At 71.1% G+C, this 22,644-nt stretch carries 22 protein-coding genes; 12 read left to right on the forward strand and 10 right to left on the reverse strand.

Annotated elements, in window-relative coordinates; translation table 11 throughout:
- Positions 1 to 54: 54 nt before the first annotated feature.
- The gene (gene asnB, locus G6R20_RS11875; RefSeq protein WP_067714154.1) at positions 55 to 1,980 is read left to right on the forward strand and encodes an asparagine synthase (glutamine-hydrolyzing); all 1,926 of its coding nucleotides are present in this window, start codon (positions 55 to 57) and stop codon (positions 1,978 to 1,980) included.
- 18 nt (positions 1,981 to 1,998) lie between these two features.
- Here the strand turns inward: asnB and G6R20_RS11880 are convergent, their stop codons facing one another.
- Together G6R20_RS11880 and G6R20_RS11885 are read right to left on the reverse strand one after the other, a co-directional pair.
- Complete coding sequence (locus G6R20_RS11880; protein WP_067714157.1) at positions 1,999 to 2,976, reverse strand: carbohydrate kinase family protein; 978 nt, start codon at positions 2,974 to 2,976, stop codon at positions 1,999 to 2,001.
- 73 nt (positions 2,977 to 3,049) lie between these two features.
- Positions 3,050 to 3,397: an iron-sulfur cluster assembly accessory protein gene (locus G6R20_RS11885; RefSeq protein WP_067714160.1), complete on the reverse strand. Its 348-nt coding sequence runs from the start codon at positions 3,395 to 3,397 to the stop codon at positions 3,050 to 3,052.
- Between the two features lie 166 nt (positions 3,398 to 3,563).
- Between G6R20_RS11885 and G6R20_RS11890 the strand changes: the two genes are divergently transcribed.
- The 3 genes from G6R20_RS11890 to G6R20_RS11900 are packed head-to-tail and all read left to right on the forward strand — an operon-like array spanning position 3,564 to position 6,832.
- Positions 3,564 to 4,259, forward strand: a complete 696-nt coding sequence (locus G6R20_RS11890; RefSeq protein ID WP_067714163.1) for a DUF3043 domain-containing protein — start codon at positions 3,564 to 3,566, stop codon at positions 4,257 to 4,259.
- A 41-nt stretch (positions 4,260 to 4,300) separates the two neighbouring features.
- Entirely contained in the window at positions 4,301 to 6,049 is a 1,749-nt protein-coding gene (cobT, locus tag G6R20_RS11895; protein ID WP_163376520.1) for a nicotinate-nucleotide--dimethylbenzimidazole phosphoribosyltransferase, read from the forward strand.
- Positions 6,050 to 6,055: 6 nt separating this feature from the next.
- Positions 6,056 to 6,832, forward strand: coding sequence for an adenosylcobinamide-GDP ribazoletransferase (locus G6R20_RS11900; protein WP_120285787.1), 777 nt, complete (start codon positions 6,056 to 6,058; stop codon positions 6,830 to 6,832).
- 11 nt (positions 6,833 to 6,843) lie between these two features.
- On the opposite strand, the gene G6R20_RS11905 is transcribed toward G6R20_RS11900, so the two are convergent.
- Entirely contained in the window at positions 6,844 to 7,935 is a 1,092-nt protein-coding gene (locus G6R20_RS11905) for a branched-chain amino acid aminotransferase (RefSeq protein WP_163376521.1), read from the reverse strand.
- Positions 7,936 to 7,967: 32 nt separating this feature from the next.
- Positions 7,968 to 9,080: a glycine cleavage system aminomethyltransferase GcvT gene (gcvT, locus tag G6R20_RS11910; RefSeq protein WP_061229909.1), complete on the reverse strand. Its 1,113-nt coding sequence runs from the start codon at positions 9,078 to 9,080 to the stop codon at positions 7,968 to 7,970.
- A 142-nt stretch (positions 9,081 to 9,222) separates the two neighbouring features.
- Here gcvT and G6R20_RS11915 point away from each other — a divergent pair, with 142 nt between their 5' ends.
- Positions 9,223 to 10,737, forward strand: a complete 1,515-nt coding sequence (locus G6R20_RS11915) for a leucyl aminopeptidase (RefSeq protein ID WP_082923790.1) — start codon at positions 9,223 to 9,225, stop codon at positions 10,735 to 10,737.
- A 29-nt stretch (positions 10,738 to 10,766) separates the two neighbouring features.
- On the opposite strand, the gene G6R20_RS11920 is transcribed toward G6R20_RS11915, so the two are convergent.
- Positions 10,767 to 11,132, reverse strand: coding sequence for an oxidoreductase (locus G6R20_RS11920; RefSeq protein WP_096905674.1), 366 nt, complete (start codon positions 11,130 to 11,132; stop codon positions 10,767 to 10,769).
- A 312-nt stretch (positions 11,133 to 11,444) separates the two neighbouring features.
- Between G6R20_RS11920 and sucB the strand changes: the two genes are divergently transcribed.
- The 4 genes from sucB to G6R20_RS11940 all read left to right on the forward strand — a co-directional run bounded on the left by sucB (position 11,445) and on the right by G6R20_RS11940 (position 16,439).
- Positions 11,445 to 13,781: a 2-oxoglutarate dehydrogenase, E2 component, dihydrolipoamide succinyltransferase gene (sucB, locus tag G6R20_RS11925; protein WP_163376522.1), complete on the forward strand. Its 2,337-nt coding sequence runs from the start codon at positions 11,445 to 11,447 to the stop codon at positions 13,779 to 13,781.
- Positions 13,782 to 13,882: 101 nt separating this feature from the next.
- The gene (gene lipB, locus G6R20_RS11930) at positions 13,883 to 14,560 is read left to right on the forward strand and encodes a lipoyl(octanoyl) transferase LipB (protein WP_067714178.1); all 678 of its coding nucleotides are present in this window, start codon (positions 13,883 to 13,885) and stop codon (positions 14,558 to 14,560) included.
- A 21-nt stretch (positions 14,561 to 14,581) separates the two neighbouring features.
- Positions 14,582 to 15,598 carry a lipoyl synthase gene (lipA, locus tag G6R20_RS11935; RefSeq protein WP_119193041.1) on the forward strand — a complete coding sequence of 339 codons (1,017 nt, stop codon included), beginning with the start codon at positions 14,582 to 14,584 and terminating at the stop codon, positions 15,596 to 15,598.
- An 85-nt stretch (positions 15,599 to 15,683) separates the two neighbouring features.
- Positions 15,684 to 16,439 carry a DUF4191 domain-containing protein gene (locus tag G6R20_RS11940; RefSeq protein WP_067714310.1) on the forward strand — a complete coding sequence of 252 codons (756 nt, stop codon included), beginning with the start codon at positions 15,684 to 15,686 and terminating at the stop codon, positions 16,437 to 16,439.
- Between the two features lie 91 nt (positions 16,440 to 16,530).
- On the opposite strand, the gene G6R20_RS11945 is transcribed toward G6R20_RS11940, so the two are convergent.
- Positions 16,531 to 17,016 (reverse strand): RDD family protein, encoded by a 486-nt coding sequence (locus tag G6R20_RS11945; protein ID WP_069389424.1) that lies wholly within the window; start codon positions 17,014 to 17,016, stop codon positions 16,531 to 16,533.
- Between the two features lie 219 nt (positions 17,017 to 17,235).
- Between G6R20_RS11945 and glnA the strand changes: the two genes are divergently transcribed.
- A complete protein-coding gene (gene glnA / locus G6R20_RS11950; RefSeq protein ID WP_067714185.1) occupies positions 17,236 to 18,669 on the forward strand; it encodes a type I glutamate--ammonia ligase in 1,434 nt (477 codons plus the stop codon).
- A 117-nt stretch (positions 18,670 to 18,786) separates the two neighbouring features.
- Here glnA and G6R20_RS11955 read toward each other — a convergent pair whose 3' ends face one another.
- The gene (locus G6R20_RS11955; RefSeq protein WP_163376523.1) at positions 18,787 to 19,191 is read right to left on the reverse strand and encodes a hypothetical protein; all 405 of its coding nucleotides are present in this window, start codon (positions 19,189 to 19,191) and stop codon (positions 18,787 to 18,789) included.
- Between the two features lie 189 nt (positions 19,192 to 19,380).
- Here G6R20_RS11955 and G6R20_RS11960 point away from each other — a divergent pair, with 189 nt between their 5' ends.
- Complete coding sequence (locus tag G6R20_RS11960; protein WP_163376524.1) at positions 19,381 to 19,791, forward strand: hypothetical protein; 411 nt, start codon at positions 19,381 to 19,383, stop codon at positions 19,789 to 19,791.
- 45 nt (positions 19,792 to 19,836) lie between these two features.
- Complete coding sequence (locus tag G6R20_RS11965) at positions 19,837 to 20,646, forward strand: DUF1206 domain-containing protein (RefSeq protein WP_163376525.1); 810 nt, start codon at positions 19,837 to 19,839, stop codon at positions 20,644 to 20,646.
- 96 nt (positions 20,647 to 20,742) lie between these two features.
- On the opposite strand, the gene G6R20_RS11970 is transcribed toward G6R20_RS11965, so the two are convergent.
- The 3 genes from G6R20_RS11970 to G6R20_RS11980 are packed head-to-tail and all read right to left on the reverse strand — an operon-like array spanning position 20,743 to position 22,640.
- Positions 20,743 to 21,291: a DUF732 domain-containing protein gene (locus tag G6R20_RS11970; RefSeq protein WP_163376526.1), complete on the reverse strand. Its 549-nt coding sequence runs from the start codon at positions 21,289 to 21,291 to the stop codon at positions 20,743 to 20,745.
- Between the two features lie 15 nt (positions 21,292 to 21,306).
- On the reverse strand, positions 21,307 to 22,272 hold the full coding sequence (locus G6R20_RS11975) for an endonuclease/exonuclease/phosphatase family protein (protein WP_096905679.1): 966 nt from the start codon (positions 22,270 to 22,272) through the stop codon (positions 21,307 to 21,309).
- Positions 22,269 to 22,640 carry a hypothetical protein gene (locus G6R20_RS11980; RefSeq protein ID WP_240341431.1) on the reverse strand — a complete coding sequence of 124 codons (372 nt, stop codon included), beginning with the start codon at positions 22,638 to 22,640 and terminating at the stop codon, positions 22,269 to 22,271. The genes G6R20_RS11975 and G6R20_RS11980 overlap by 4 nt, the downstream gene beginning before the upstream one ends.
- Positions 22,641 to 22,644 lie beyond the last annotated feature (4 nt).

Below are 22,644 nucleotides of genomic sequence, written 5' to 3' on the forward strand. Positions count from 1 at the left end.
GCTCGGGCGGGTCACCGCTGACGCCCCGACGACGATGGACGAGGTACCCGACGCATGTGTGGCCTGCTTGGTCTGATCACCCCCGACGGCTCCGCCCGTACCCACGAGGCGCGGGTCCTCGGCGCCATGGGGTGCCAGCGCCACCGCGGCCCCGACGAGGTGGGCACCTGGGTCGACGGCGACATGGCCTTCGGGTTCAACCGCCTGTCGATCATCGACATCGCGCACTCTCACCAGCCGCTCCGCTGGGGTCCGCCCGAGCAGCCGGACCGTTACGCGCTGGTGTTCAACGGGGAGATCTACAACTACCTCGAACTCCGCGAGGAGCTGCAGCGCGAGCACGGTGCCGTGTTCGCCACCGAGGGTGACGGCGAGCCGATCGTCGTGGCGTTCCACCACTGGGGCCCCTCGGCCGTCCGCCGGCTCCGCGGAATGTTCGCCTTCGCGATCTGGGACACCGTCGAGCGTTCGCTGTTCGTCGCCCGGGACCCCTTCGGCATCAAGCCCCTGTACATGGCGACCGGACCCGGCGGAACCGTGTTCGCGAGCGAGAAGAAGTCGGTCACCGAACTGATCGACCTCGTCGTCGTCGACACCTCCCTCGACACCCGCGCCCTCCAGCACTACGTCACCCTCCAGTACGTCCCGGAGGACGAGACCCTCACCCGGGGCGTCCGGCGCCTGGAGTCGGGATGCCATGCCACGGTCACCCCCGGCACCGAGCCCGTGATCCAGCGCTACTTCGAGCCCACGTTCCCCGTCGTGCCCGTCGCCGACGGCGACGCCGAGCGCCGCTACGACGAGATCGCCGCCGCACTCGAGGACTCGGTCGCCAAGCACATGCGCGCCGACGTCACCGTCGGCTCGTTCCTCTCGGGGGGCATCGACTCCACCGCCATCGCCGCCCTCGCGCGACGCCACAACGAGAACCTCCTGACGTTCACCACCGGTTTCGAGCGCGAGGGGTACTCGGAGATCGACGTCGCCGCCGAGTCGGCCGCCGCGATCGGCGTGGAGCACATCGTCAAGGTGGTCTCGCCCGAGGAGTTCGCCGCCGCGATCCCCGAAATCATCTGGTACCTCGACGAACCGGTGGCCGACCCGGCGTTGGTCCCGCTGTACTTCGTCGCCCGCGAGGCGCGCAAGCACGTCAAGGTCGTCCTCTCGGGTGAGGGCGCGGACGAACTGTTCGGCGGCTACACCATCTATAAGGAGCCCCTGTCGCTGGCGCCGTTCGAGAAGGTCCCAGGTGGGATCCGTCGTGCGCTGGGCCGACTCAGCACCCGGATCCCGGAGGGCACCCGGGGCAAGAGCCTGCTGCACCGCGGCTCGATGAGCCTCGAGGACCGGTACTACGGCAACGCCCGCTCCTTCTCCGACGCGCAGGTGGAGGCGGTCCTCCGCGACTACCGACCGGAGTGGAGCCACCAGGACGTCACCGCGCCGATCTACGAGCGGTCCCGCGGATGGGACCCCGTCGCGAGGATGCAGCACCTGGACCTGTTCACGTGGCTGCGCGGCGACATCCTGGTCAAGGCCGACAAGGTCACCATGGCCAACTCCCTCGAGCTACGGGTGCCGTTCCTCGACCGTGAGGTCTACGAGGTCGCGTCGCGGCTCCCCCACACCGAGAAGGTCGCCCACGGCACCACCAAGTACGCACTGCGCAAGGCCCTCGAACGGATCGTCCCCGCCCACGTGCTGCACCGGAAGAAACTGGGATTCCCCGTCCCGACCCGTCACTGGCTGGCCGGGCCGGAGTTGCACGACTGGGCACGCGAGCACGTGGCGGCGTCCGGCACCGACGAGTTCGTGGACAAGGCCGCGGTACTGCGGATGCTCGACGAGCACCGCCGCGGCGAGTCCGATCACAGTCGTCGCATCTGGACCATGCTGTGCTTCATGATCTGGCACGGCATCTTCGTCGAGGGCCGGATCACCCCGGACATCGAGCAGCGCGAGTACCCCGTCCGCCTCTAGCAGGAGGCGGCGGGACGGTCAGGCGGGAAGGAGCGCCGACAGTTCCTCGGCGGCCTCGTCCCCGTAGGCATCGACGAGCCGGCGGCGGGCGGCGGCCGGGTCGATGGTCCACTCCTGCGTGCCCGTGGTCTCCAGGACGTGGGTGGCGATGAGGGCTCCGAACTGGGCGGAACGCTCCAGCGACAACCCGTCCAGGACACCGGAGAGGAAGCCCGCCCGGAACGCGTCGCCGACCCCCGTGGGATCCAGCAGGTTGTCCGACGGGACGATCCCGACCTCGATGGGCTCCGCGCCCTGCTCGACGATCACGACGCCCTTCCCACCCCGGGTGGTGACGCGGGTGCCGACCTTGGCGTCCAGCTCCTCGGCCGACCACCCGGTCTTGTTGAGCAGCAGCTCGTACTCGTATTCGTTGGTGAACAGGTACCGCGCCCCGTCGACCAGCTCACCGGCCGCGTCTCCGTCGAGGAACGCGAGCTGCTGGGAGGGATCGGCGGCGAAGTCCAGACCGAGCTCGCGGCACTCCATCGTGTGGGAGTGCATCGCCGTGGGGTCGTTGGCCCCGATGAGCACGATGTCCGGACGGCCGATCCGCTCGGCCAGGCGAGCCAGCGAGATCGTCGCCGCCTCCCCCATCGCGCCGGGGTAGAACGACGCGAGCTGCGCCATCTCCGAATCGGTCGTGCACACGAACCGCGCCGTGTGCAGAGCAGAGCTGATGTGGACCGCCGAGCAATCGACACCGTGCCGCTCGAGCCAGTCGCGGTACTCGGCGAAGTCCTCGCCCGCCGCCCCCACCAGATGGGGTCGCCGACCCAGGACGCCGAGCGCGAAGGCGATGTTGCCGCCGACCCCGCCCCGGCGGATCTGCAGCGAATCCACCAGGAAGCTCAGCGACACGTGCGCGAGCTGGTCCGGCAGCAACTGCTCGGAGAAGCGACCCGAGAAGGTCATGAGGTGGTCGGTGGCGATGGAACCTGTGATGACTACGGGCATGCCCCAGACAGTAGACGACCCGGACCGATCGGTGATCGGCCCGGGTCGCCCGGTCGTCAGTGCGACCGCGGCGTCAGTTGAACGAGTCGCCGCATGCGCAGGAGCCCGTGGCCTGCGGGTTGTCGATGGTGAAGCCCTGCTTCTCGATGCTGTCGACGAAGTCGATGGACGCACCGGTCAGGTACGGGACACTCATCCGGTCGACGGCGAGCTTGATGCCGCCGAAGTCGTCGACCACGTCACCGTCGAGCGAGCGGTCGTCGAAGAAGAGCTGGTAGCGCAGGCCCGCGCAGCCACCGGGCTGGACGGCGATGCGCAGCGAGAGGTCGTCACGACCCTCCTGGTCCAGCAGGGCCTTGGCCTTGGCGGCGGCTGCCTCGGTGAGCAGTACGCCGGTAGCGGTGTTCTCCGCAGTGGTCATGTCGGTTCTCCTTGCGATCGGAAGAGGGCTTCGGGGGCGTCGTGAAAGGTTCAACGCCCACCGGGGAGTCCTCTATTCCCCGGCACCCGTTCCCCCGCACACGATACGCCTGCTGTCGCCCATGGGTGAATGTCCGGCGCCGGTGTCGATCGCCTAGCCTGGGTGTGTGAAGTTGCGTGCATTCGGCTCCAGAGACGACGAGAGCGGCAAAGGCTCCCCCGCCCCCGAGGGGCGGCCCGCGTCCGCGGATGCGGCTGCCTCCGAGCCCTCCGGCGACCCGCGCCGCCCCGCGGGCAAGGGGAAGCCGACGCCCCGTCGTCGCGACCAGGAGCGCGCCCGCGGGGTGCGCCAGGGTCCGGTGACCGCGCCGGTCACCCGCAAAGAGGCCAAGGAGCGCAAGAAGGCCGCCCAGGCGACCATGACCAAGGACGAGCGTCGGGCCGCCAGGGCCGGCGAGCGCGCCGCGCGCGAGGAGCGCCGCCAGCTCATGATGGAGGGCGACGACCGCTACGTGCTCTCCCGTGACCGCGGAGAGGTCCGCCGGTTCGCGCGCGACTGGGTCGACACCCACCGGCGCCTCATCAACTGGTTCATGCCGCTCGCCCTGTTCGTGATCGTGTTCCAGCTCATCCCGAACCCGACCCTCATGGTCTACAGCCAGACCCTCTTCCTGGTGCTCATCATGGTCGTCGTCGTCGACGGCATCCTCCTCGGACGAACCGTGAACAAGGCGGTCCGCGAGAGGTTCCCGTCCACCGACGACACCGGTTTCGGTATGGGGTGGTACGCCGTCATGCGTGCGACGCAGCCCCGCATGCTCCGCACCCCCCGCCCCCGGGTCCGCCCGGGCGACGCCATCTGACCCGTCCAGAGCCACTGATCCCCGGAAGGGCCTGACCCCCCATGCGCCTGCTCGTCCTCGGTGGTATCCGCTCGGGCAAGTCCGCCCACGCCGAGTCGGTGGCCGCGGCCACCGACGACGACGTCGTGTACGTCGCCACGGCCCGGCGCGACCCCGGGGACGACGAGATGGCCGCGCGGATCGAGACACACCGCGAGCGCCGGCCCACCCGGTGGGTGACCGAGGAGACGGAGGACATCGTCCGGGTCCTCGCCGACCACCCGACATCGACGGTCCTCGTGGACGACCTCGGAGGCTGGTTGACGCGTCGGATGGACGCCACACTCGGGTGGACCGACGGGGGTGCCGCGGTCGCGGCGGACCTGGACGCCCTCGTCACCGCTGTCGCCGAGCACTCCGGCACCCTCGTCCTCGTCTCGCCCGAGGTCGGTCTGGGAGTCGTGCCGGACACGCTCTCCGGTCGGGTGTTCGCCGATGTGATCGGTTCGCTCAACCGGCGGCTGGCCGGGGTGTGCGACTCGGCGGTCCTCGTCGTCGCCGGTCGCCCCCTCCCCCTCGAGGCCGTGCACCCGACCGCCGGTGGCGCCACTCGCACCCCGGACGCCCGGACGGGGGCGGCCGCCGTGGCCACCGGTACGACGGTGGCCGCCGCCGGCGCGCCCGAGGCCGAGGCCGCGGCCGCGCCCCGGGACCTCGATACCGTCCCCCACGACTTCCCCGGCCTGGGCGACGTGTCGTACTACGACGACCCCGTCGCCTTCCCCCCGGTTCACCCGCCGTCCCACTCCGTCGCCGAGGAGGCCCGCGCCCGGCATCTCACGTTGACCAAGCCCGCGACGTCCCTCGGTCGGCTCGAGGAGCTGAGCGTGTGGGTCTCCTCGTGCCAGGAGGCGTGCCCGCCCCGACCGCTCGACCGCGCCAGGGTGGTGGTGTTCGCCGGTGACCACGGCGTCGCCGAACACGGGGTGTCCGCGTTCCCGCGCGAGGTCACGCTGCAGATGGCCGACAACATCGTCGGCGGCGGCGCGGCGGTGTCCGTCCTCGCCCGCATGGCCGGCGCCACGGTCCGGGTGGCCGACATGGCGATGTCGGCCGAGCGTCCCGGAGGGCTCGACGACCACAAAATCCGCCGCTCCAGCGGGTCGATCGACAGGGAGGACGCCCTGACCCCCGAGGAGGTGCGGGCCGCGATCGCCGCCGGTCGTCGCATCGCCGACGAGGAGGTCGACTCCGGGGCGGACCTGCTCATCGCGGGCGACCTCGGCATCGGCAACACCACGCCCGCCACCGTGCTGACGTGCCTCGTCACCGGTCGCGAGCCGGTCGAGTTGGTCGGCCGCGGAACCGGGATCGACGACGAGGGCTGGATGCGCAAGACCGCCGCGATCCGGGACGCCATGTTCCGGGCGTCCGGCGACCTGCGGGATCCCGTGGCGATGTTGCGCAAGGTCGGTGGTGCAGACCTCGCCGCGATGGCCGGATTCCTGGCCCAGGCGGCGATCCGGAAGACCCCGTGCCTGCTCGACGGGTCCGTGGTCACGTCCGCGGCGCTCATGGCCGAGGCCCTGGCCCCCGGCGCCCGCCAGTGGTGGACGGCCGGCCACCGCAGCGCCGAGCCCGCCCACACCGCCGCGCTGACCTACCTGTCCCTCGAGCCGATCCTCGAACACTCGATGCGTCTGGGCGAGGGCAGCGGAGCCGTCGCCGCGCTTCCCGTCGTCCACAACGCGGTCGCGATCCTCACGCAGATGGCGACCTTCGCCGACGCCGGGGTCACCGGCAAGGACTGACGAGCCGTGCTCGCCGCGGTCCGACTCGCATTGTCGTGGATGACGGTGCTGCCCGTGGGGCGACCGGGTGTCCCCGACTCCGCGGCGGCCGGCCGGGCGATGACGGCGATGCCCGTCGTCGGCCTGGTGTGCGGCGTCGTCGCGACCGCACTGGCCCACGGTGTGCACGCGATGGGGGCCGGCGCGCTGCTGTCCGGGGTGATCGGGGTGGCGGCCGTTCTGGCCCTCACCCGCGGGATGCACGTGGACGCGCTGGCCGACACCGCGGACGGACTCGGGTCGTACGCCGGCCCGGATCGCGCACTGGAGATCATGCGGTCCGGGTCCGTCGGGCCGATGGGGGCCGCCGTCCTGGTGTTGGTTCTGCTCGCCGAGGTGGCAGCGTTGGGCACCCTGGTCGACTCGGGCGCCTGGCTCGCCCCGGTCGCCGCCGTCGTCCTCTCGCGGTGCCTACCGGCCGTCCTTCTGCGCCGGGGCGTCCCCGCGGCGTCGCCGACCGGCTTCGGCGCGCTCGTCGCCGGCTCCCAGTCCCGCGTCGCCGTGGTGGTGACCGGACTGGTGTGTGCGGCCGCGGGCGCCGCGCTGGCGGGGTCAGGGTGGTCCGCCGCCACGTGGTGGGCCCCCGCGGCCGGCGCCGTGGCGGGCGTCGCCGCCTACGGCGCCGCGGCGGGCTTCGGCCGACACGCGGTCCGCCGGTTCGGCGGGATCAGCGGGGACGTCCTCGGAGCGGTGATCGAGACGGGCACCGCCGCCGCGCTGGTGGCGGCGGTGCTCCTGCTCTGACGGGGCGCGGCTCAGACCAGCGTCGTCATCCAGCCGAACGGGTCCTCCACGGACCCGCGCTGAATACCGGTGAGCGTCTCGCGCAGCTGCATGGTGATCGCCCCCGGCCCGCCGTCACCCACCGTGTAGCCGCCGCCGGAGTGCTGCACGGACCCGACGGGGGTGATGACGGCGGCGGTGCCACACGCGAACACCTCGGTGATCTCGCCGGAGGCCACGCCCGACTCCCACTCGTCCACCGAGACCTTGCGCTCGGTCACGGGGTAGCCGAGGTGGCGGGACAACTGCAGGAGACTGTCGCGGGTGACGCCCGGCAGCAACGAGCCGGACAGTTCGGGGGTCACGATCTCGGCGGAGTCGCCGGAGCCGAGGACGAAGAACAGGTTCATCCCGCCCATCTCCTCCACGTACTTCCGCTCGATCGCGTCGAGCCAGACCACCTGGTCGCATCCCTTGGCCGCGGCCTGCTCCTGGGCGCGCAGCGAGGCGGCGTAGTTGCCGCCGAACTTGGCGGCGCCGGTGCCGCCGGGGCTGGCGCGCACGTACTCGGTGCTCAGCCAGACGCTCACGGGGGCCACGCCGCGGGAGAAATACGCGCCGGCCGGGGAAGCGATCACCGAGTAGAGGTATTCGTCGGCCGGCCGCACGCCGAGCCCGGTCTCGGTGGCGATCATGAAGGGCCGCAGGTAGAGCGCCTCCTCACCGCCGGCGGCGGGCACCCAGTCGCGGTCGATCGCCACGATCTGCCGCAACGACTCCATGAACAGCTCTTCGGGCAGCTGCGGCATGGCGAGGCGCTCCGCGGAGCGGTTGAAGCGGGCGGCGTTCTGCTCGGGTCGGAACGAGGCGATGGAGTCGTCGGCCTGCCGGTAGGCCTTGAGGCCCTCGAAGATCGTCTGCGCGTAGTGCAGGACCACGGCGGACGGGTCGATGGACAGGGGGGCGTACGCCTCCACGACCGGGGTGCCCCACTGCCCGTTCGAGTACGGGAGGGTGACCATGTGGTCGGTGAAGTGCTTGCCGAAGCCGGGGGCGGCGAGGATGGCCTCGCGCTCGGCGGTCGATCTCGGCGAGGCGGACGGACGGACGTCGAACTCGGACATTGCGGGTCTCGTTCCTGGAGGAAGGGGGCGGGTCAGCGGGTGCGGATCTCGATGAGCGGGGGTACCGCGAGGCGGCACGGTACCTCTCGTCCGCGTACGTCGACGACGACCTCGTCGCCCTTCTTCAGACCCGCGTCCAACTCGATGAACGCGAGCGCGATCCCCGTCTTGAGGGTCGGTGAGAACGTGCCGGAGCTGGTGACGCCCACGTCGCGTCCACCGGCGCGCACGGTCTGTCCGGCGCGCGGGATCCCGCGTCCGGTGACCTCGAGCGCGTACATCCGGCGGGCGGGGCCGGCCTCCTTCTGACGCAGCAGTTCCTCGCGCCCCCAGAAGGCGGGCTTGTCCCAGCCGATGGCCCAGGCGCAGCGTGCCTCGAGCGGGCTGAGGTCCACGGACAGTTCGTTGCCGTGCAGCGGGTAGCCGGCCTCCGTGCGCAGCGAATCGCGGGCACCGAGACCGCACAGGGCGCCCTCGCGGGACAGCACCTGCTCGGCGAGCGCGTCCCAGATCGGGCCGGCCTCGTCCCAGGCGGGCAACACCTCGAAGCCGTACTCGCCGGTGTACCCGGTACGGCAGACCCGCACGGAGTGTCCGTTCCAGCCGGCGTCGACGTACGCCATGTAGTCGAGGTCGGTCGGCAGCCCCACCGCCTCGAGCACCTCTCCGGCGAGCGGGCCCTGGACCGCGATCACGGCGCGGGAACGGTGTTCGTCGGTGACGGTGACCCCGGGCGCCCGCTCGGCGGCGGCGGCCTGCATCCGCCGGACCACCTCGGCGGTGTTGGCGGCGTTGGGGATGAGGAAGATCTCGGAGTCGGAGACCCGGTAGGCGATGAGGTCGTCCACCACTCCCCCGGACTCGTCGCAGCACAGCGTGTACTGGGCGCTGCCGGCGGCGATCCGGTCGAGGTCGTTGGTGAAGCACGAGTTGACGAACTCCGCGGCGCCCGGGCCGGTCACGAGCGCCTTGCCGAGGTGGCTGACGTCGAACAGTCCGACGGCCGTGCGGGTGGCGGTGTGTTCGGCGACGGTGCCGGCGTACTGCACCGGCATCGACCAGCCGCCGAACGGGGCGAAGGTGGCGCCGGCCTCCACGTGGCGGGAGTGCAGTGGTCCCTCGTGAAGGTCCCCTGTGTCTGTCATGTGGCCACTCCTCGCGCTCTTCGGTCCGGCTGCCTGCCCACGTTAGTCGATAGACTATGGTGCCCTCGCCGTGGCGGTCCCGCCGCGTCGTCCGGGCATCACGACCCTTCCCGTACGTCCCGCCGACCCCCAGGAGCGCTTTATGCCGACCGCGCAGTCGATCCTCACCCACAGCCCTGATCTCGCCCCGATCGAGGCGGTCACGACGCCGGTGGACGCCGACGTCGTGGTGGTCGGTATCGCGGCCGATGCCGGGGCCGGAGAGGATGCGGCGCCCGTCGTCGTCGCCCCCGGCCTGGAGGGTGGGGTCACCGCGGCGCTCGCCGCGGTCGCGCGGTCGGTGGGCGCGTCCACCAAGGTCGCCTCCACCACCCGTGTCCCGGCGCCGGACGGTGTGTCGGCCGGGTCCGTGGTGCTGGTGGGGCTCGGGTCCTCCGACGACGAGGTGTCCGACGAGTCCCTGCGCCGCGCGGCCGGCGCCGCCGCGCGGGCCTGCCGCGGACTCGGGTCCGCCCTGGTGTTGCTGGACGCCGAGCGCGCGGAGCCGGTGGCCCTGGGAGCGGGGCTCGGATCGTTCCGCCCGGCCAAGGTCACCTCGAAGAACGACGACGACGACGAGAACAGCGATTCGCTGAAGGTGTTCGTCGCCGAGGGCGGCGCCGACGCCGTGACCCGCGCCGCCACCGTCGCCGAGTGTGTCGGGCTGGCGCGCGATCTGGTCAACACCCCGCCCAACCTGCTGTTCCCCGGATCGTTCGCCGATCGGGCCGCCGAACTGGCCCGCGACGCCGGTCTGGAGGTCGAGGTGCTGGACGAGGAGGCGCTCACCGAAGGTGGCTACGGCGGCATCCTCGCCGTGGGCGGCGGCTCCTCCCGCGGCCCGCGCATGGTGCGGCTCACCCACCGGGGCGCCGAGGGTCGACCCACCGTGGCCCTGGTGGGCAAGGGCATCACCTTCGACACCGGCGGCATCTCCATCAAGCCGGCCGCCGGCATGGAGCAGATGACCATGGACATGGGTGGCGCCGCGGCCGTCGTCGCCACCGTCATCCTCGCCGCGCGGCTGGGCTTGGATCTCACCGTGGTGGCGACCGTGCCCATGGCGGAGAACATGCCGTCGTCGACGGCGTACCGGCCCGGCGACGTGTTGACCATGTACGGGGGCACGACCGTCGAGGTGAAGAACACCGACGCCGAGGGGCGGCTCATCCTGGCCGACGCGATCGTCCGGGCCTGCGAGGACTCCCCGTCCCATCTCATCGACACCGCCACCCTCACCGGTGCGCAGATGGTGGCGCTGGGCAAGAAGACCCCGGGTGTCATGGGAACCGAGGACTTCCGCGACCGGGTGGCCGACCTCAGCCGGTCGGTCGGCGAGGGCGGCTGGCCGATGCCGCTGCCCGAGGAGTTGCGTGCCGGGCTGGATTCCGAGGTGGCCGACCTGACCCACGTCACCCCGCACCGGTGGGGCGGCATGCTCTCGGCCGGACTGTTCCTCTCCGAATTCGTCGCGGACGGCGTCGAGTGGGCGCACATCGACGTGGCCGGCCCCGCCTACAACGACGGTGGCCCGGAGGGGTACCTGCCCAAGGGCGGAACCGGGGTGCCCGTGCGGACCATGCTCGCCGTCCTCGAGGACATCGCCGCCGGAGCCTGAGTCGGCCGCGGGCGGCGGGGTCAGCGCGGCTAGCCCCCCTCGGGCTCGCGCAGCCGGTCGCGGAGGCGCTCGGCCCGCTCGCGCCGCTCACGCTTGATGCGGACCTCCTCGTAGTCGCGCATCCGTTGGGGGTAGCCCTGGACGGCGGCGTCGAACAGGGGCAGCTTCAACTGCGCGGCGAGTTTGCGCGCGGTGGCCACGTCGCCGACCGGCCTGCGGGTCCATTCGCCGTCGAAGGCCACCAGGCACAGGCCGGGGACCGAGACGAGGGTTTCCGGCTCGAGATACGCCTCCACGCCCACGCGGGTGCGGCACCACCGGCGCAGGTGATCGAGATCGGCCGGATCGGCCGGGACCCGAGGCCCACGACGCCCGAACAGGTCACGGATACCCACCGTCGGTCCTTCCGTCGGGCCCCCGTACGGGGTGAGGGCGGCCTATGGGACACGATCGTACCGACGCCCGACGCCCGTCACGCTGCGGGCGACCGGCGAATCGGGCACCGGCCGGGGTCGGGATCGGCACGTCCGCCGACGCCGATAGGTGGCAGAGGGCACAATGGACGACGATCCTGGGTGGGGGCGCCACCGCGCATCCGGCCCCGGATCGACACGACGAACAGATAACTCACACCCACGACGCCGCTCACGCGGGCGCGGACCGCGCTTGCTGGCAGCGAATGAGAACTCTTGAGGAGTCACGACACCATGGCCTTCTCCGTACAGATGCCGGCTCTCGGTGAATCCGTCAGCGAGGGCACGGTTACCCGCTGGCTCAAGAAGGAGGGGGACACGGTCGAGGTCGACGAGCCGTTGCTCGAGGTCTCCACCGACAAGGTCGACACCGAGATCCCGTCGCCCGCCGCCGGCACGCTGAAGAAGATCGTCGCCGATGAGGACGAGACGGTCGAGATCGGCGGGGAACTCGCCGTCATCGACGACGGCTCGGGCGGGTCCGACGACTCGGACGAGTCCGACGACGACTCCGGCTCCGGCTCCGCCGATGAGGCCGACGACTCTGACGATCAGGCCGACGATTCCGCGGACGACGAGCCCGCCGAGGAGCCCGCCCCGGCCAAGAAGTCCTCCGGAGGCGGGGGCGGCGGCAAGGGCACCGACGTCGTCATGCCCGAACTCGGCGAGTCCGTCACCGAGGGCACCATCACCAAGTGGCTCAAGTCCGTCGGCGACACCGTCGAGGTCGACGAGCCCCTGCTCGAGGTCTCCACCGACAAGGTCGACACCGAGATCCCCTCCCCCGTCGCCGGCACCCTGCAGAAGATCGTGGCCGAGGAGGACGAGACCGTCGACGTCGGCGCCACCCTCGCCGTCATCGGCGACGGCGACGCCGCGAGCGACTCCGACGACGACTCAGACGACTCCGACTCCGCCGATGAGGCCGACGACTCTGACGACTCTGACGATCAGGCCGATGAGGCCGACGAGTCGGATGCCGCGGACGATTCCGCGGACAACGAGCCCGCCGAGGAGCCCGCCGAGGAGCCCGCCCCGGCCAAGAAGTCCTCCGGAGGCGGGGGCGGCGGCAAGGGCACCGACGTCGTCATGCCCGAACTCGGCGAGTCCGTCACCGAGGGCACCATCACCAAGTGGCTCAAGTCCGTCGGCGACACCGTCGAGGTCGACGAGCCCCTGCTCGAGGTCTCCACCGACAAGGTCGACACCGAGATCCCCTCCCCCGTCGCCGGCACCCTGCAGAAGATCGTGGCCGAGGAGGACGAGACCGTCGACGTCGGCGCCACCCTCGCCGTCATAGGCGACGGCGACGGCGACGCCGCGAGCGACTCCGACGACGACTCCGGCTCTGACTCGGACGAACAGTCGGCCGAGGAGCAGAACGCCACCGACGCCAAGGACGAGGGCGTGGACGCCTCCGACGAGGACGAGGTCCCCGAGGACACCCCCGAGACCGAGAAGAAGGCCGCCGCCAAGGCGGAGTCCGGGTCCGGGTCGACGTCCGGGAAGAAGGCCGAGCAGAAGAGCAAGAAGAAGGCCGCGAAGCCGCGCGGGTCGGAGAAGTCCGACAGCGGGCCCTCCGGCGACCTGCCCGAGCGGGCCGAGCCCGCGGCGGCCGCCAAGTCCGGGAGCTCGCCGTACGTTACCCCGCTGGTGCGCAAGCTCGCGCAGGAGCACGGCGTCGACCTGGACTCGGTCAAGGGCACCGGCATCGGCGGCCGGATCCGTAAGCAGGACGTCCTCGCGGCGGCCGAGGGCTCGGGTTCCGACTCCGGTTCCGAGACCCCGGCCGAGGAGAAGGCGCCCAGCGGCGGCCCGTCGAAGGCCGGCGTCCGGCCCGAGCTCGCGGAGCTGCGCGGCACCACCAAGAAGGCCAACCGGATCCGCAAGATCACGGCGCAGAAGACCCGTGAGTCGCTGCAACAGACCGCTCAGCTCACGCAGGTCTTCGAGGTGGACATGACCCGGGTGGCGCAGCTGCGCTCGCAGGTCAAGGAGCAGTTCGCCGACAAGCACGGCGCCAAGCTCTCGTACCTGCCGTTCTACGCCAAGGCGGTCGTCGAGGCCCTGGTGTCGCACCCGAACGTCAACGCGTCGTACGACGAGAAGACCAACGAGATCACCTACCACGGGTCGGTGAACCTCGGGATCGCCGTGGACACCGAGGCGGGGCTGCTCTCCCCGGTCATCCAGAACGCGCAGGACCTGGACATCCCGGGGCTGGCCAAGGCGATCATCGACCTGGCCGAGCGGGCGCGGGCGTCCAAGCTCACGCCGGACGACCTCCAGGGCGGCACGTTCACCATCACCAACATCGGCAGCGAGGGGGCCCTGTTCGACACCCCGATCCTCGTCCCGCCGCAGGCGGCGATGCTCGGCACCGGCGCGATCGTGCGGCGGCCCGTGGTGGATGCCGACGCCGACGGCGAGTCGATCGCCATCCGGTCGATGGGCTTCATGCCGCTGACCTACGATCACCGCCTGATCGACGGCGCCGACGCCGGCCGCTTCCTCACCACGGTGAAGGACCGGTTGGAGAAGGCCGAGTTCGACGGTGACCTCGACCTGTGAAGCCGGCTGATCGGTAGGTTCCGCTGAACCCCGCGACGGGCGTCCTCCTTCACGGAGGGCGCCCGTCGTCGTCGTCACACCCCTCGGCCTACCCTGGGGACATGTCGCACACCGGTCAGTCCCTCCGCCGTGACCCGGCGCCCCCGGAGATCCGTCGGCTCGGCACCGTCGAGTACAGCCCCACCTGGGAGCTCCAACGTGCCCTCGCCGAGGAGCGCGCCGACGGGCAGCGGGGCGACACGATCCTCCTCCTGGAGCACCCCGCCACCTACACCGCCGGCAAACGCACGGAGCCGTCCGACCGTCCCACCGACGGGACCCCGGTCGTCGACGTGGACCGCGGCGGCCGGATCACCTGGCACGGACCCGGCCAACTGGTGGGGTACCCGATCGTCGCGCTGACCGACCCCATCGACGTGGTCGAGTACGTCCGTCGTGTCGAGCAGGCCCTCATCTCCACCTGCGCGCGACTCGGCGTGGAGGCCGGGCGCGTCGACGGGCGCTCCGGGGTGTGGTGTGCGGCCTCGGACGGCAGGCCCGAGCGCAAGATCGCGGCCATCGGGATCCGTGTCCAGCGGGGCGTGACGATGCACGGGTTCTCCCTCAACTGCGACTGCGATCTGACCGCGTTCTCGCGGATCGTCCCCTGCGGGATCGTCGACGCCGGGGTCACGTCCCTCAGCGCCGAACTCGGTCGCGTGGTGCCGGTGTCGGAGGTTCTCGACCAGGTCACCTCCGACATGGTGGAGGCGCTGGACGGCCGACTGCCCGTAGCGTGATTCGCGCGTAGGCTTGCGGCCGTGACTGTGACTCCTGAAGGCCGCAAGCTCCTCCGTATCGAGGCCCGCAACGCCGAGACGCCGATCGAGCGCAAGCCGTCGTGGATCCGTACGAAGGCCACCATGGGTCCCGAGTACAAGGAACTCAAGACGCTGGTCAAGACCGGCGGCCTGCACACGGTGTGCGAGGAGGCCGGCTGCCCCAACATCTACGAGTGTTGGGAGGACCGGGAGGCCACGTTCCTCATCGGCGGCGAGCAGTGCACCCGCCGCTGCGACTTCTGCCAGATCGACACCGGCAAGCCCAGCGCCCTCGATCGTGACGAGCCGCGGCGCGTGGCCGAGTCCGTGCGCGAGATGGGTCTGCGCTACTCCACCATCACGGGCGTCGCGCGCGACGACCTGGAGGATGGCGGGGCCTGGCTCTACGCGGAGACCGTCCGCAAGATCCACGAGCTCAACCCCAACACGGGGGTCGAGAACCTCATCCCCGATTTCAACGGGGACCCGGACCAGCTGGCCGAGGTGTTCGAGTCGCGTCCCGAGGTGCTGGCGCACAACCTCGAGACCGTGCCGCGGATCTTCAAGCGGATCCGCCCGGCGTTCCGGTTCGACCGCTCCCTCGACGTGATCCGCGCCGCGCGCGACTTCGGCCTCGTCACCAAGTCCAACCTCATCCTGGGGATGGGCGAGACCACCGACGAGATCGTCGACGCGATGCGCGACCTGCACTCCGCCGGCTGCGACATCCTCACCATCACGCAGTACCTCCGGCCCAGCCCGCTGCACCACCCGATCGACCGCTGGGTCAAGCCCGAGGAGTTCGTCGAGCTGTCCGATCAGGCCCGTGAGATCGGTTTCGCCGGCGTCATGGCCGGACCGCTCGTCCGCTCGTCGTACCGAGCCGGCCGCCTCTACGTCCAGGCGCTGGAGCACCGCGGGCAGGCGGTTCCGGAGCACCTGCAGCAGCTGACGACAGGAGGTTCGGCGTCCCAGGAGGCCTCGAGCGTCCTGGACCGCGAGCGCGCCCGCGTCTGACCCGCCCACAGTCGGCCGGGGCGGGGCACCCCTCGGGTCAGCCGCGGTTCCCGGACCGCGGTGGCGGGCACGTATCCTGATGACCATGGCGAAGAGCGAGCTCACCAAGGCGGACAAGAAGGCGGCCCGGGCCGCTCGGCGGCAGGCGGGCAAGGAACAGCGCGGCCAGATGTGGCAGGCGCTGAAGATCCAGTCCAAGCAGGACAAGCTCCTGTGGCCGCTGATGATCGGTGCGGTCGTCCTGTCGACGGTCGTGTTCTTCCTCCTCGGCATGCTGTGGGGCGGCGAGTGGTGGATGCTCCCCCTCGGTGTGCTCACCGGCCTCATGCTCGCGATGGTGATCTTCTCGCGCCGCGTGCAGAACACGGTGTACGGCAAGGCCGAGGGGCAGCCGGGCGCGGCCGCGTGGGCCCTGGACCAGTTGCGGTCCGGGTGGCGGGTCAACCAGGCCGTCGCCGCCACGACGAGTTTCGACGCGGTCCACCGCGTGGTCGGCCGGTGCGGGATCGTGATCGTGGGCGAGGGCGAGCCGCGCCGGCTCAAGCCGCTCATGGCACAGGAGAAGAAGAAGGTCGCCCGGGTCGTCGGCGACACCCCGATCTACGAGTTGATCGTCGGCGAGGAGCAGGACGCGACCCCCGAGCAGGTGCCACTGCGCAAGCTGAACCGCCGGCTCACCCGATACCCGATGAACATCAGCCGGGCGAAGGTCGACGCCCTCGACACCCGGCTCCGCGCGCTGAGCACCAAGACCGGCATTCAGAACCAGATGCCCAAGGGCCCGGTCCCCCAGGGCGCGAAGGTGCGCAACATCCAGCGCAGCGCCCGCCGCCGCGGCTGAGCCGTCCGCCGTCAGGCTGTCGCAGCCACCGGGCTCACGACGCCCGCCGCCCGTCCCGGGCGGCGGGCGTCGTCTCGTCAGCGGGTACGGATCAACGGGTACGGATCAGAGTGGTGCCGGTGGCGCGGTCGTGCATGCCGCGTCCGTCCTCGTCCTGGATGAGCGGGGGCAGCAGGAAGAAGATGAACACCACGCGCACCAGCGCACGGACGAAACCCACCCGCTCCTCGGCGTCGACCCGTGCCGTGCCGATGCCGACCAGCGCCTGCCCCGGCGTCTGGGCGAACAGCCACACGCAGACCACGCCGCTCACGCCCCACAGCAGTGGCACGGCCCAGCTGGAGACGGCGGAGAACGAGTCGCCCCCCAGCGTCTCCGGGCCGAGCAGCATCACGATGACGGCGACCAGCCCGTAGGCGAGGAACCAGTCCACCGCCAGCGCGCCGACACGAACGCCCAACGGGGCGATCGAGCCCGCGCCGGACGCCGGGAGACCGAGATTCTCACCCTTGTACTTCTGCTCCGGCCCACTGCCGGAGGTGGGGCCGGACAACCATGATCCCGCAACGTCACGCATACTGCCCAGGGTAGCCGGGCGACCTGCCGATCCCCATGTCGGCGATACCCCGCTTCGGGTGACTAAACTGACCCTATTGGGAGGGACCCACCCGGCCGGTGACGTAACACCAGCGAAACATTCGCTTGACGGCCGGGCAACACCTCGCCCATATCGTGAGGTCACCGCACGACGGGAGACACCGGTTTCCCGTCGCACTTCAGAGACGAGGAGCGAATCGTGGCATTCTCCACGCCGGACGAGGTCATCAAGTACGTCAAGGACGAGGGCGTCGAGTACGTCGACATCCGGTTCACCGACCTGCCGGGTAACGAGCAGCACTTCACGATCGCCGCAGCGGCGTTCGACGAGGACATGTTCGAGGACGGCCTGGCCTTCGACGGCTCCTCCATCCGGGGGTTCCAGTCGATCCACGAGTCCGACATGATGCTCCTGCCGGATGTCGCGACGGCCCGTCTCGACCCCTTCCGCAGGGCCAAGACGCTCAACATCAGCTGCTTCGTCCACGACCCCTTCACCCGTGAGGCCTACAGCCGCGACCCGCGCAACGTCGCCCGCAAGGCCGAGGAGTACCTGCTCTCCACCGGCATCGCTGACACGTGCTTCTTCGGGGCCGAGGCCGAGTTCTTCGTCTTCGACTCCGTCCGCTACGGCTCCGGCACGAACCACGGCTTCTACGAGGTCGACTCCAGCGCCGGCCACTGGAACACCGGTGCCTCCCAGGAGGCCGACGGTTCGGCCAACCTCGGCTACAAGGTCCGCGAGAAGGGCGGGTACTTCCCGGTCGCCCCGTACGACCACTTCGTCGACCTGCGCGACGAGATGTCGACCAATCTCACCAACGCCGGTTTCGAGCTCGAGCGTCTGCACCACGAGGTGGCCGGCGCCCAGCAGGAGATCAACTACAAGTTCAACACCCTGCTGCACGCCGCGGACGACGTCCAGCTGTTCAAGTACATCGTCAAGAACACCGCCTGGAAGAACGGCAAGTCGGCCACGTTCATGCCCAAGCCCCTCTTCGGCGATAACGGCTCGGGCATGCACGCCCACCAGTCGCTGTGGAAGGACGGCAAGCCGCTGTTCCACGACGAGTCCGGCTACGCGGGGCTGTCCGACATCGCCCGCTACTACATCGGCGGCATCCTGCACCACGCGCCGTCGCTGCTGGCGTTCACCAACCCCACGATCAACTCGTACCACCGGCTCGTCCCGGGCTACGAGGCCCCGATCAACCTTGTGTACTCGCAGCGCAACCGCTCGGCGTGTGTCCGGATCCCGATCACCGGCAACAACCCCAAGGCCAAGCGCATCGAGTTCCGCTGCCCCGACTCGTCCGGCAACCCGTACTTCGCGTTCGCCGCGATGATGATGGCCGGCATCGACGGTGTGAAGAACAAGATCGAGCCGATGGCCCCGGTCGACAAGGACCTCTACGAGCTCCCGCCGGAGGAGGCCGCCGACATCCCGCAGGCGCCCACCTCGCTGCCCGCCGTCATCGACCGTCTCGAGCAGGACCACGAGTACCTCACCGAGGGTGGCGTGTTCACCGAGGACCTCATCGAGAACTGGATCTCGTACAAGCGCGAGAAGGAGATCGCCCCGGTGAACCTCCGTCCGCACCCGCACGAGTTCGAGCTCTACTACGACTGCTGACCCTCATGCCCGCCCTGACCTGCCTCCGCGCAGGCCGGGGCTGGCATCGACTTCGGTAGTAGTGCCGGGCGCCGCCCGCGCGGTCATCATCTCGATGGCCGGGCGGGCGGCGCCTTTCTAGCTACTCGCGTGGCCGAAGGTCCACGCGTCCACCGACGAGATCCGGACGCGCATGACCGGGATCGGCCCCTTCGCTCCTCGCTGCCAGGCGTCCGTGACGTGGATGAACGAGGCCACCCTGTCCTCCCCGTCCAGAGCCTCCTCGTACTTGGTGATGCCGATCTGCCGGAATGCACTGGCCTGGGCATCAGCCACCTCCTCGGACTTCTCATCACCCGTCAGCGCGTCGAAGGTGGCCGCCTGGATCCGCATGAACTCACCCTCGGTGGTGAGGTTCCCTTCCCAGGTGTTCCCGTTGATCACCAGGGTGATCGGGAAGTTCACGGGAGCCTGCTCGATGCCCTCTGCCATCTGGCGGAGCAGGTAGTCGAGGTCGGTTGCGCCTTCATTACCGGTAGTCACGGCTCGAGTGTATCGGCGCGAGGCGGGCACGCCGCCGGGACGCGGTCGTCCCGCACACCCCGCTACAGCTGCTGAGCCCCTCCGGACCGCAAAAACCCTGAACCGCCCGGCCGTCCCGGCCGGGACGCCTACGGTGGTGGCAGGTAAGCAGCCACTGCCGGGCAGGACGCCGGGAAGGAGCCGGACCACATGGACACCGACGAGTTCGACTTCCGGAGTTCCTCGCCCCGGGCCCGGCCGCTCAAGGTCGTCGCCGCAGCACTGGATCCCGGACACGACCCCGAGACCGACCGGCAGGGGCAGGGCTATCCGGTCCTGCTCAAACTGTCGAGGGTGCTGGCCCCCGAAGAGGCGCGCCTGATCCTCGAGCGCAACCCCTTCCTCCACGCCGTGGCCGGTTCCCGCAAGCTCATCGCCATGGACACCTCGGTGGAGACGCTCCGTGAGCAGAAGGACCGACTCCAGCTCCTGCTCGCCGAGGTCGAGGCCGACGCGCTGGCCGAACAGGCGCGGATGCGGATGGAGGAGCACCGCGCGGCCGAGCTGCGGCTGGCGGAACTGCGCCGTCGCAACGAGGTGCTCGGCGAGATCGAGTGGTGACCGGGTTCGAGTGGTGAATCCGCGGCGACGTGGGAGAGTTCACCCATGAACTCCCCGATACGTTCCGACACCGTCTCCGGCGCCGCGCGCTCCGCCGCCGACCATCCCGCGCTCGAGTGGCTGGCCCGCGCCGGATACGTCATGAACGGCGTGCTCCATCTGCTCATCGGCTGGATCGCCGTCCGGATCGCTCTCGGGTCGGGCGGTGGCGAGGCATCCAACTCGGGTGCGCTGGCGGAGATCGCGAGCGCACCGGGCGGTCAGGTCATGCTGTGGGTCGGCGCCGTGGGCTTCCTCGCGCTGGGTCTGTGGCAGATCACCGAGCTGTTCCTCGGCTCCGAGGAGACCTCTGACCGGATCAAGGCGGCGGCCAAGGCGGCCGTGTACGTGGTGCTGGGACTGACCACCGCGCGGTTCGCCTCCGGGGGCGGGGGATCCGATTCCGCGACCGCCTCCGGCGCCACGGCCGGGCTGCTCGGCTCCGGGGTGGGGAAGGTCGCCCTGGTCGTCGCCGGGCTCGCCATCCTCGCGGTGGGCGGCTACCACGTCTACAAGGGGGCCACCACGAAGTTCGTCGAGGACCTCGAACGCACCGGGTCCGGGGAGGTCGGCCGGGCCATGATCATCACGGGCCGGGTGGGGTATGTCGCCAAGGGCATCGCCTTGGCGATCCTCGGGGGCCTGGTGATCGCGGCCGTCGTGACCGCGGATCCGGAGAAGGCCGGCGGGCTGGACGCCGCCCTGCGGGCGGTCGGCGAGCAACCTTTCGGTCAGGTTCTGCTGGTGCTCACTGGCGCGGGGATCGCCCTGTACGGCCTCTACTCGATCGGGCGGGCCCGGTACGGCCGGATGTGACCCGGCCGCGCGGGGCGTGACACGGCAGAGCACTCCCCCGCCGAGCACTCCCCCGCCGAGCACTCCCCCGCCGGGCGTGACCCGGCCGGGCGTGCCTCAGCCGAGCTTGGGGAAGTTCTCCGGGCAGTAGGTCCCCACCGCGGCGCCGAGGAAGAAACCCTGGCCGTCCGCGTCGAGGCGGGCCCGCTCACCCAGCCATCCGGAGACCTCGTCCATCTGCTGCCCGCCGTCGAAGCGGCCGCAGGCCTCGGTGGCGGTGGCGACCGGGTCCACGCCCTCGGGCAGGACGACACCCCGCCGCTCGAGCAGGGCGACGAAGTCCCCCGCACCCGGAGCCGGTGGCGCAGTCTCCGCGGGAGCGGGTTCCGGAGCGGGTGCGGGCGCGTCCTCGGGCGGAGGCAGTGGCTCGGGCTCCCCCGGCATCGGCTCCGGAGCCGGTGACTGCGGCGGAGGGGGCGGAACGGGACCGGTGGGTTTCTCCGGCCGCTCCTCGGCGAACGGCGACGACGAGGCGGCCGACGCGGCCGGGTCCGAGGACACCTCCGGGGCCTGACCGTCCACCGTCGCCCCGCCGCACCCCGCGAGGAGGGCCACCGCCGCGGCCGAGGTGACGCCGCTGGCGATCAGGCGGATGCGTGAACTCATGGTGCGCATGCTAGGTCACCGCGCCCGCGGCGCGGGCAGAAGCACCGTCGCGACCACGCCGCGATGGTCCGTCCTGGCCACCTCCACGGTGTCCGTGTCCCCCACCGCGACCGCTCCGCGGGCCAGCACGTGGTCGATCCCGATGAGCGGGGGGATCCGTCGACCCGCCGGCCAGGTGGGCACCCAGCCGTCACTCCCGCCGGAGACGGAGTCGGTGTACCCGAGGCCCCTCAGGTCACGGAACCGTACGTGATCCCAGGTGGCGTTGAAATCCCCGCCCACCACCACCGGCGCGGGTCCGGGAAGGCTGCCGAGGTACCAGCGCAGGCGATCGGCCTCCTCCACGGCGGCGGGGGCGTCGAACACCGGGGCGACCGGGTGCGCGGCCACCACCGTCACCGGGCCGCCCGGCCCCGCCATCTCGGTGCGTACCAGCCCGAGGCTGAAGCCCGGGACCCGCTCGGGCGGGGAGAGCGGGAACCGCGACCACACCGCGACCCCCTGCGTCGTGGGAGCGGTCGAGGCGGCCTCGTGCGGCAGCAGCCCCGTGAGACCCGCCGTGCGCAGCGCGTCCGCCGCCTCCGGGGTCGTCTCCACGGTCATGAGCAGATCGACCCCGCCGGTGCGGACGGCCCGGACCACGTCGTGGGGGGCGGCTCGGCCGAACTCGAGGTTCTGCACCATCACCCGCATCGGGATGCCCTCGTCGTCGTCGATCTGGCGTGGCGGTGCCACGAGGGGCCCGTACTGGACCACCCCGGCACCCACCAACACGACGGCGATGATCCCGAGCAGCACCGACCGCGCACGCAGTGCCGCGATCAGGGCCACCAGGGAGAACGCCCAGGCGGCGACCGCGAAGCTCGCGAGCACCGGTACGGCCGGGATCTCCGAGCGGGAGTGGTGTAGCGCCACACCCGCGCCGGCGACGAGCGCGGCGAGGACGGCGACGGCCCGGGCGACCGGGCGGCGAGGGCTCAACGCAGGAACTTGCGCAGGTCCCCCAGCGCGGCGATCACGCGGTCCAGGTCGTCGCCGTTACGCACCATCGAGCGCACCGTCTCGGCGACCGACGCCACGGTCGGTGAGGACGACGACGCAGCCCCGGGCGCGGCGGGACCTTCCACCGGGTGGCCCACCAGCGCGCCGGAGGCCGCACGGGCCGATCCCGCCCGACGGCGGTCCGGGCCGAGGTCCACCTCGAAGCGGTCGCCCTTGTCGTCGGAACCGAGGCAGCGGACCCGCTCGTCGGCCGGCACCCCGGCGGCGCGGACGGCGTCGACGAACTCGTACAGCTCGCCGTAGGTCACGCCGTCGAGGGTGAGGGTGAGGTTCATGGTCACAGGCATGGAC

Source organism: Dietzia sp. Alg238-R159 (assembly GCF_900537145.1).
In the GTDB taxonomy this organism is placed as follows: Bacteria; Actinomycetota; Actinomycetes; order Mycobacteriales; family Mycobacteriaceae; genus Dietzia; species Dietzia kunjamensis.

What these genes read in the sequence shown, in the direction of transcription:
- G6R20_RS11945 (WP_069389424.1), bottom strand. Translation starts at nt 17,016, where the DNA reads ATGCGTGACGTTGCGGGATCATGGTTGTCCGGCCCCACCTCCGGCAGT.
- cobT (WP_163376520.1), top strand. Translation starts at nt 4,301, where the DNA reads ATGCGCCTGCTCGTCCTCGGTGGTATCCGCTCGGGCAAGTCCGCCCAC.
- G6R20_RS11885 (WP_067714160.1), bottom strand. Translation starts at nt 3,397, where the DNA reads ATGACCACTGCGGAGAACACCGCTACCGGCGTACTGCTCACCGAGGCA.
- G6R20_RS11940 (WP_067714310.1), top strand. Translation starts at nt 15,684, where the DNA reads ATGGCGAAGAGCGAGCTCACCAAGGCGGACAAGAAGGCGGCCCGGGCC.
- G6R20_RS11970 (WP_163376526.1), bottom strand. Translation starts at nt 21,291, where the DNA reads ATGAGTTCACGCATCCGCCTGATCGCCAGCGGCGTCACCTCGGCCGCG.
- asnB (WP_067714154.1), top strand. Translation starts at nt 55, where the DNA reads ATGTGTGGCCTGCTTGGTCTGATCACCCCCGACGGCTCCGCCCGTACC.
- G6R20_RS11905 (WP_163376521.1), bottom strand. Translation starts at nt 7,935, where the DNA reads ATGTCCGAGTTCGACGTCCGTCCGTCCGCCTCGCCGAGATCGACCGCC.
- G6R20_RS11960 (WP_163376524.1), top strand. Translation starts at nt 19,381, where the DNA reads ATGGACACCGACGAGTTCGACTTCCGGAGTTCCTCGCCCCGGGCCCGG.
- G6R20_RS11980 (WP_240341431.1), bottom strand. Translation starts at nt 22,640, where the DNA reads ATGCCTGTGACCATGAACCTCACCCTCACCCTCGACGGCGTGACCTAC.
- sucB (WP_163376522.1), top strand. Translation starts at nt 11,445, where the DNA reads ATGGCCTTCTCCGTACAGATGCCGGCTCTCGGTGAATCCGTCAGCGAG.
- G6R20_RS11915 (WP_082923790.1), top strand. Translation starts at nt 9,223, where the DNA reads ATGCCGACCGCGCAGTCGATCCTCACCCACAGCCCTGATCTCGCCCCG.
- lipB (WP_067714178.1), top strand. Translation starts at nt 13,883, where the DNA reads ATGTCGCACACCGGTCAGTCCCTCCGCCGTGACCCGGCGCCCCCGGAG.
- G6R20_RS11880 (WP_067714157.1), bottom strand. Translation starts at nt 2,976, where the DNA reads ATGCCCGTAGTCATCACAGGTTCCATCGCCACCGACCACCTCATGACC.
- gcvT (WP_061229909.1), bottom strand. Translation starts at nt 9,080, where the DNA reads ATGACAGACACAGGGGACCTTCACGAGGGACCACTGCACTCCCGCCAC.
- G6R20_RS11965 (WP_163376525.1), top strand. Translation starts at nt 19,837, where the DNA reads ATGAACTCCCCGATACGTTCCGACACCGTCTCCGGCGCCGCGCGCTCC.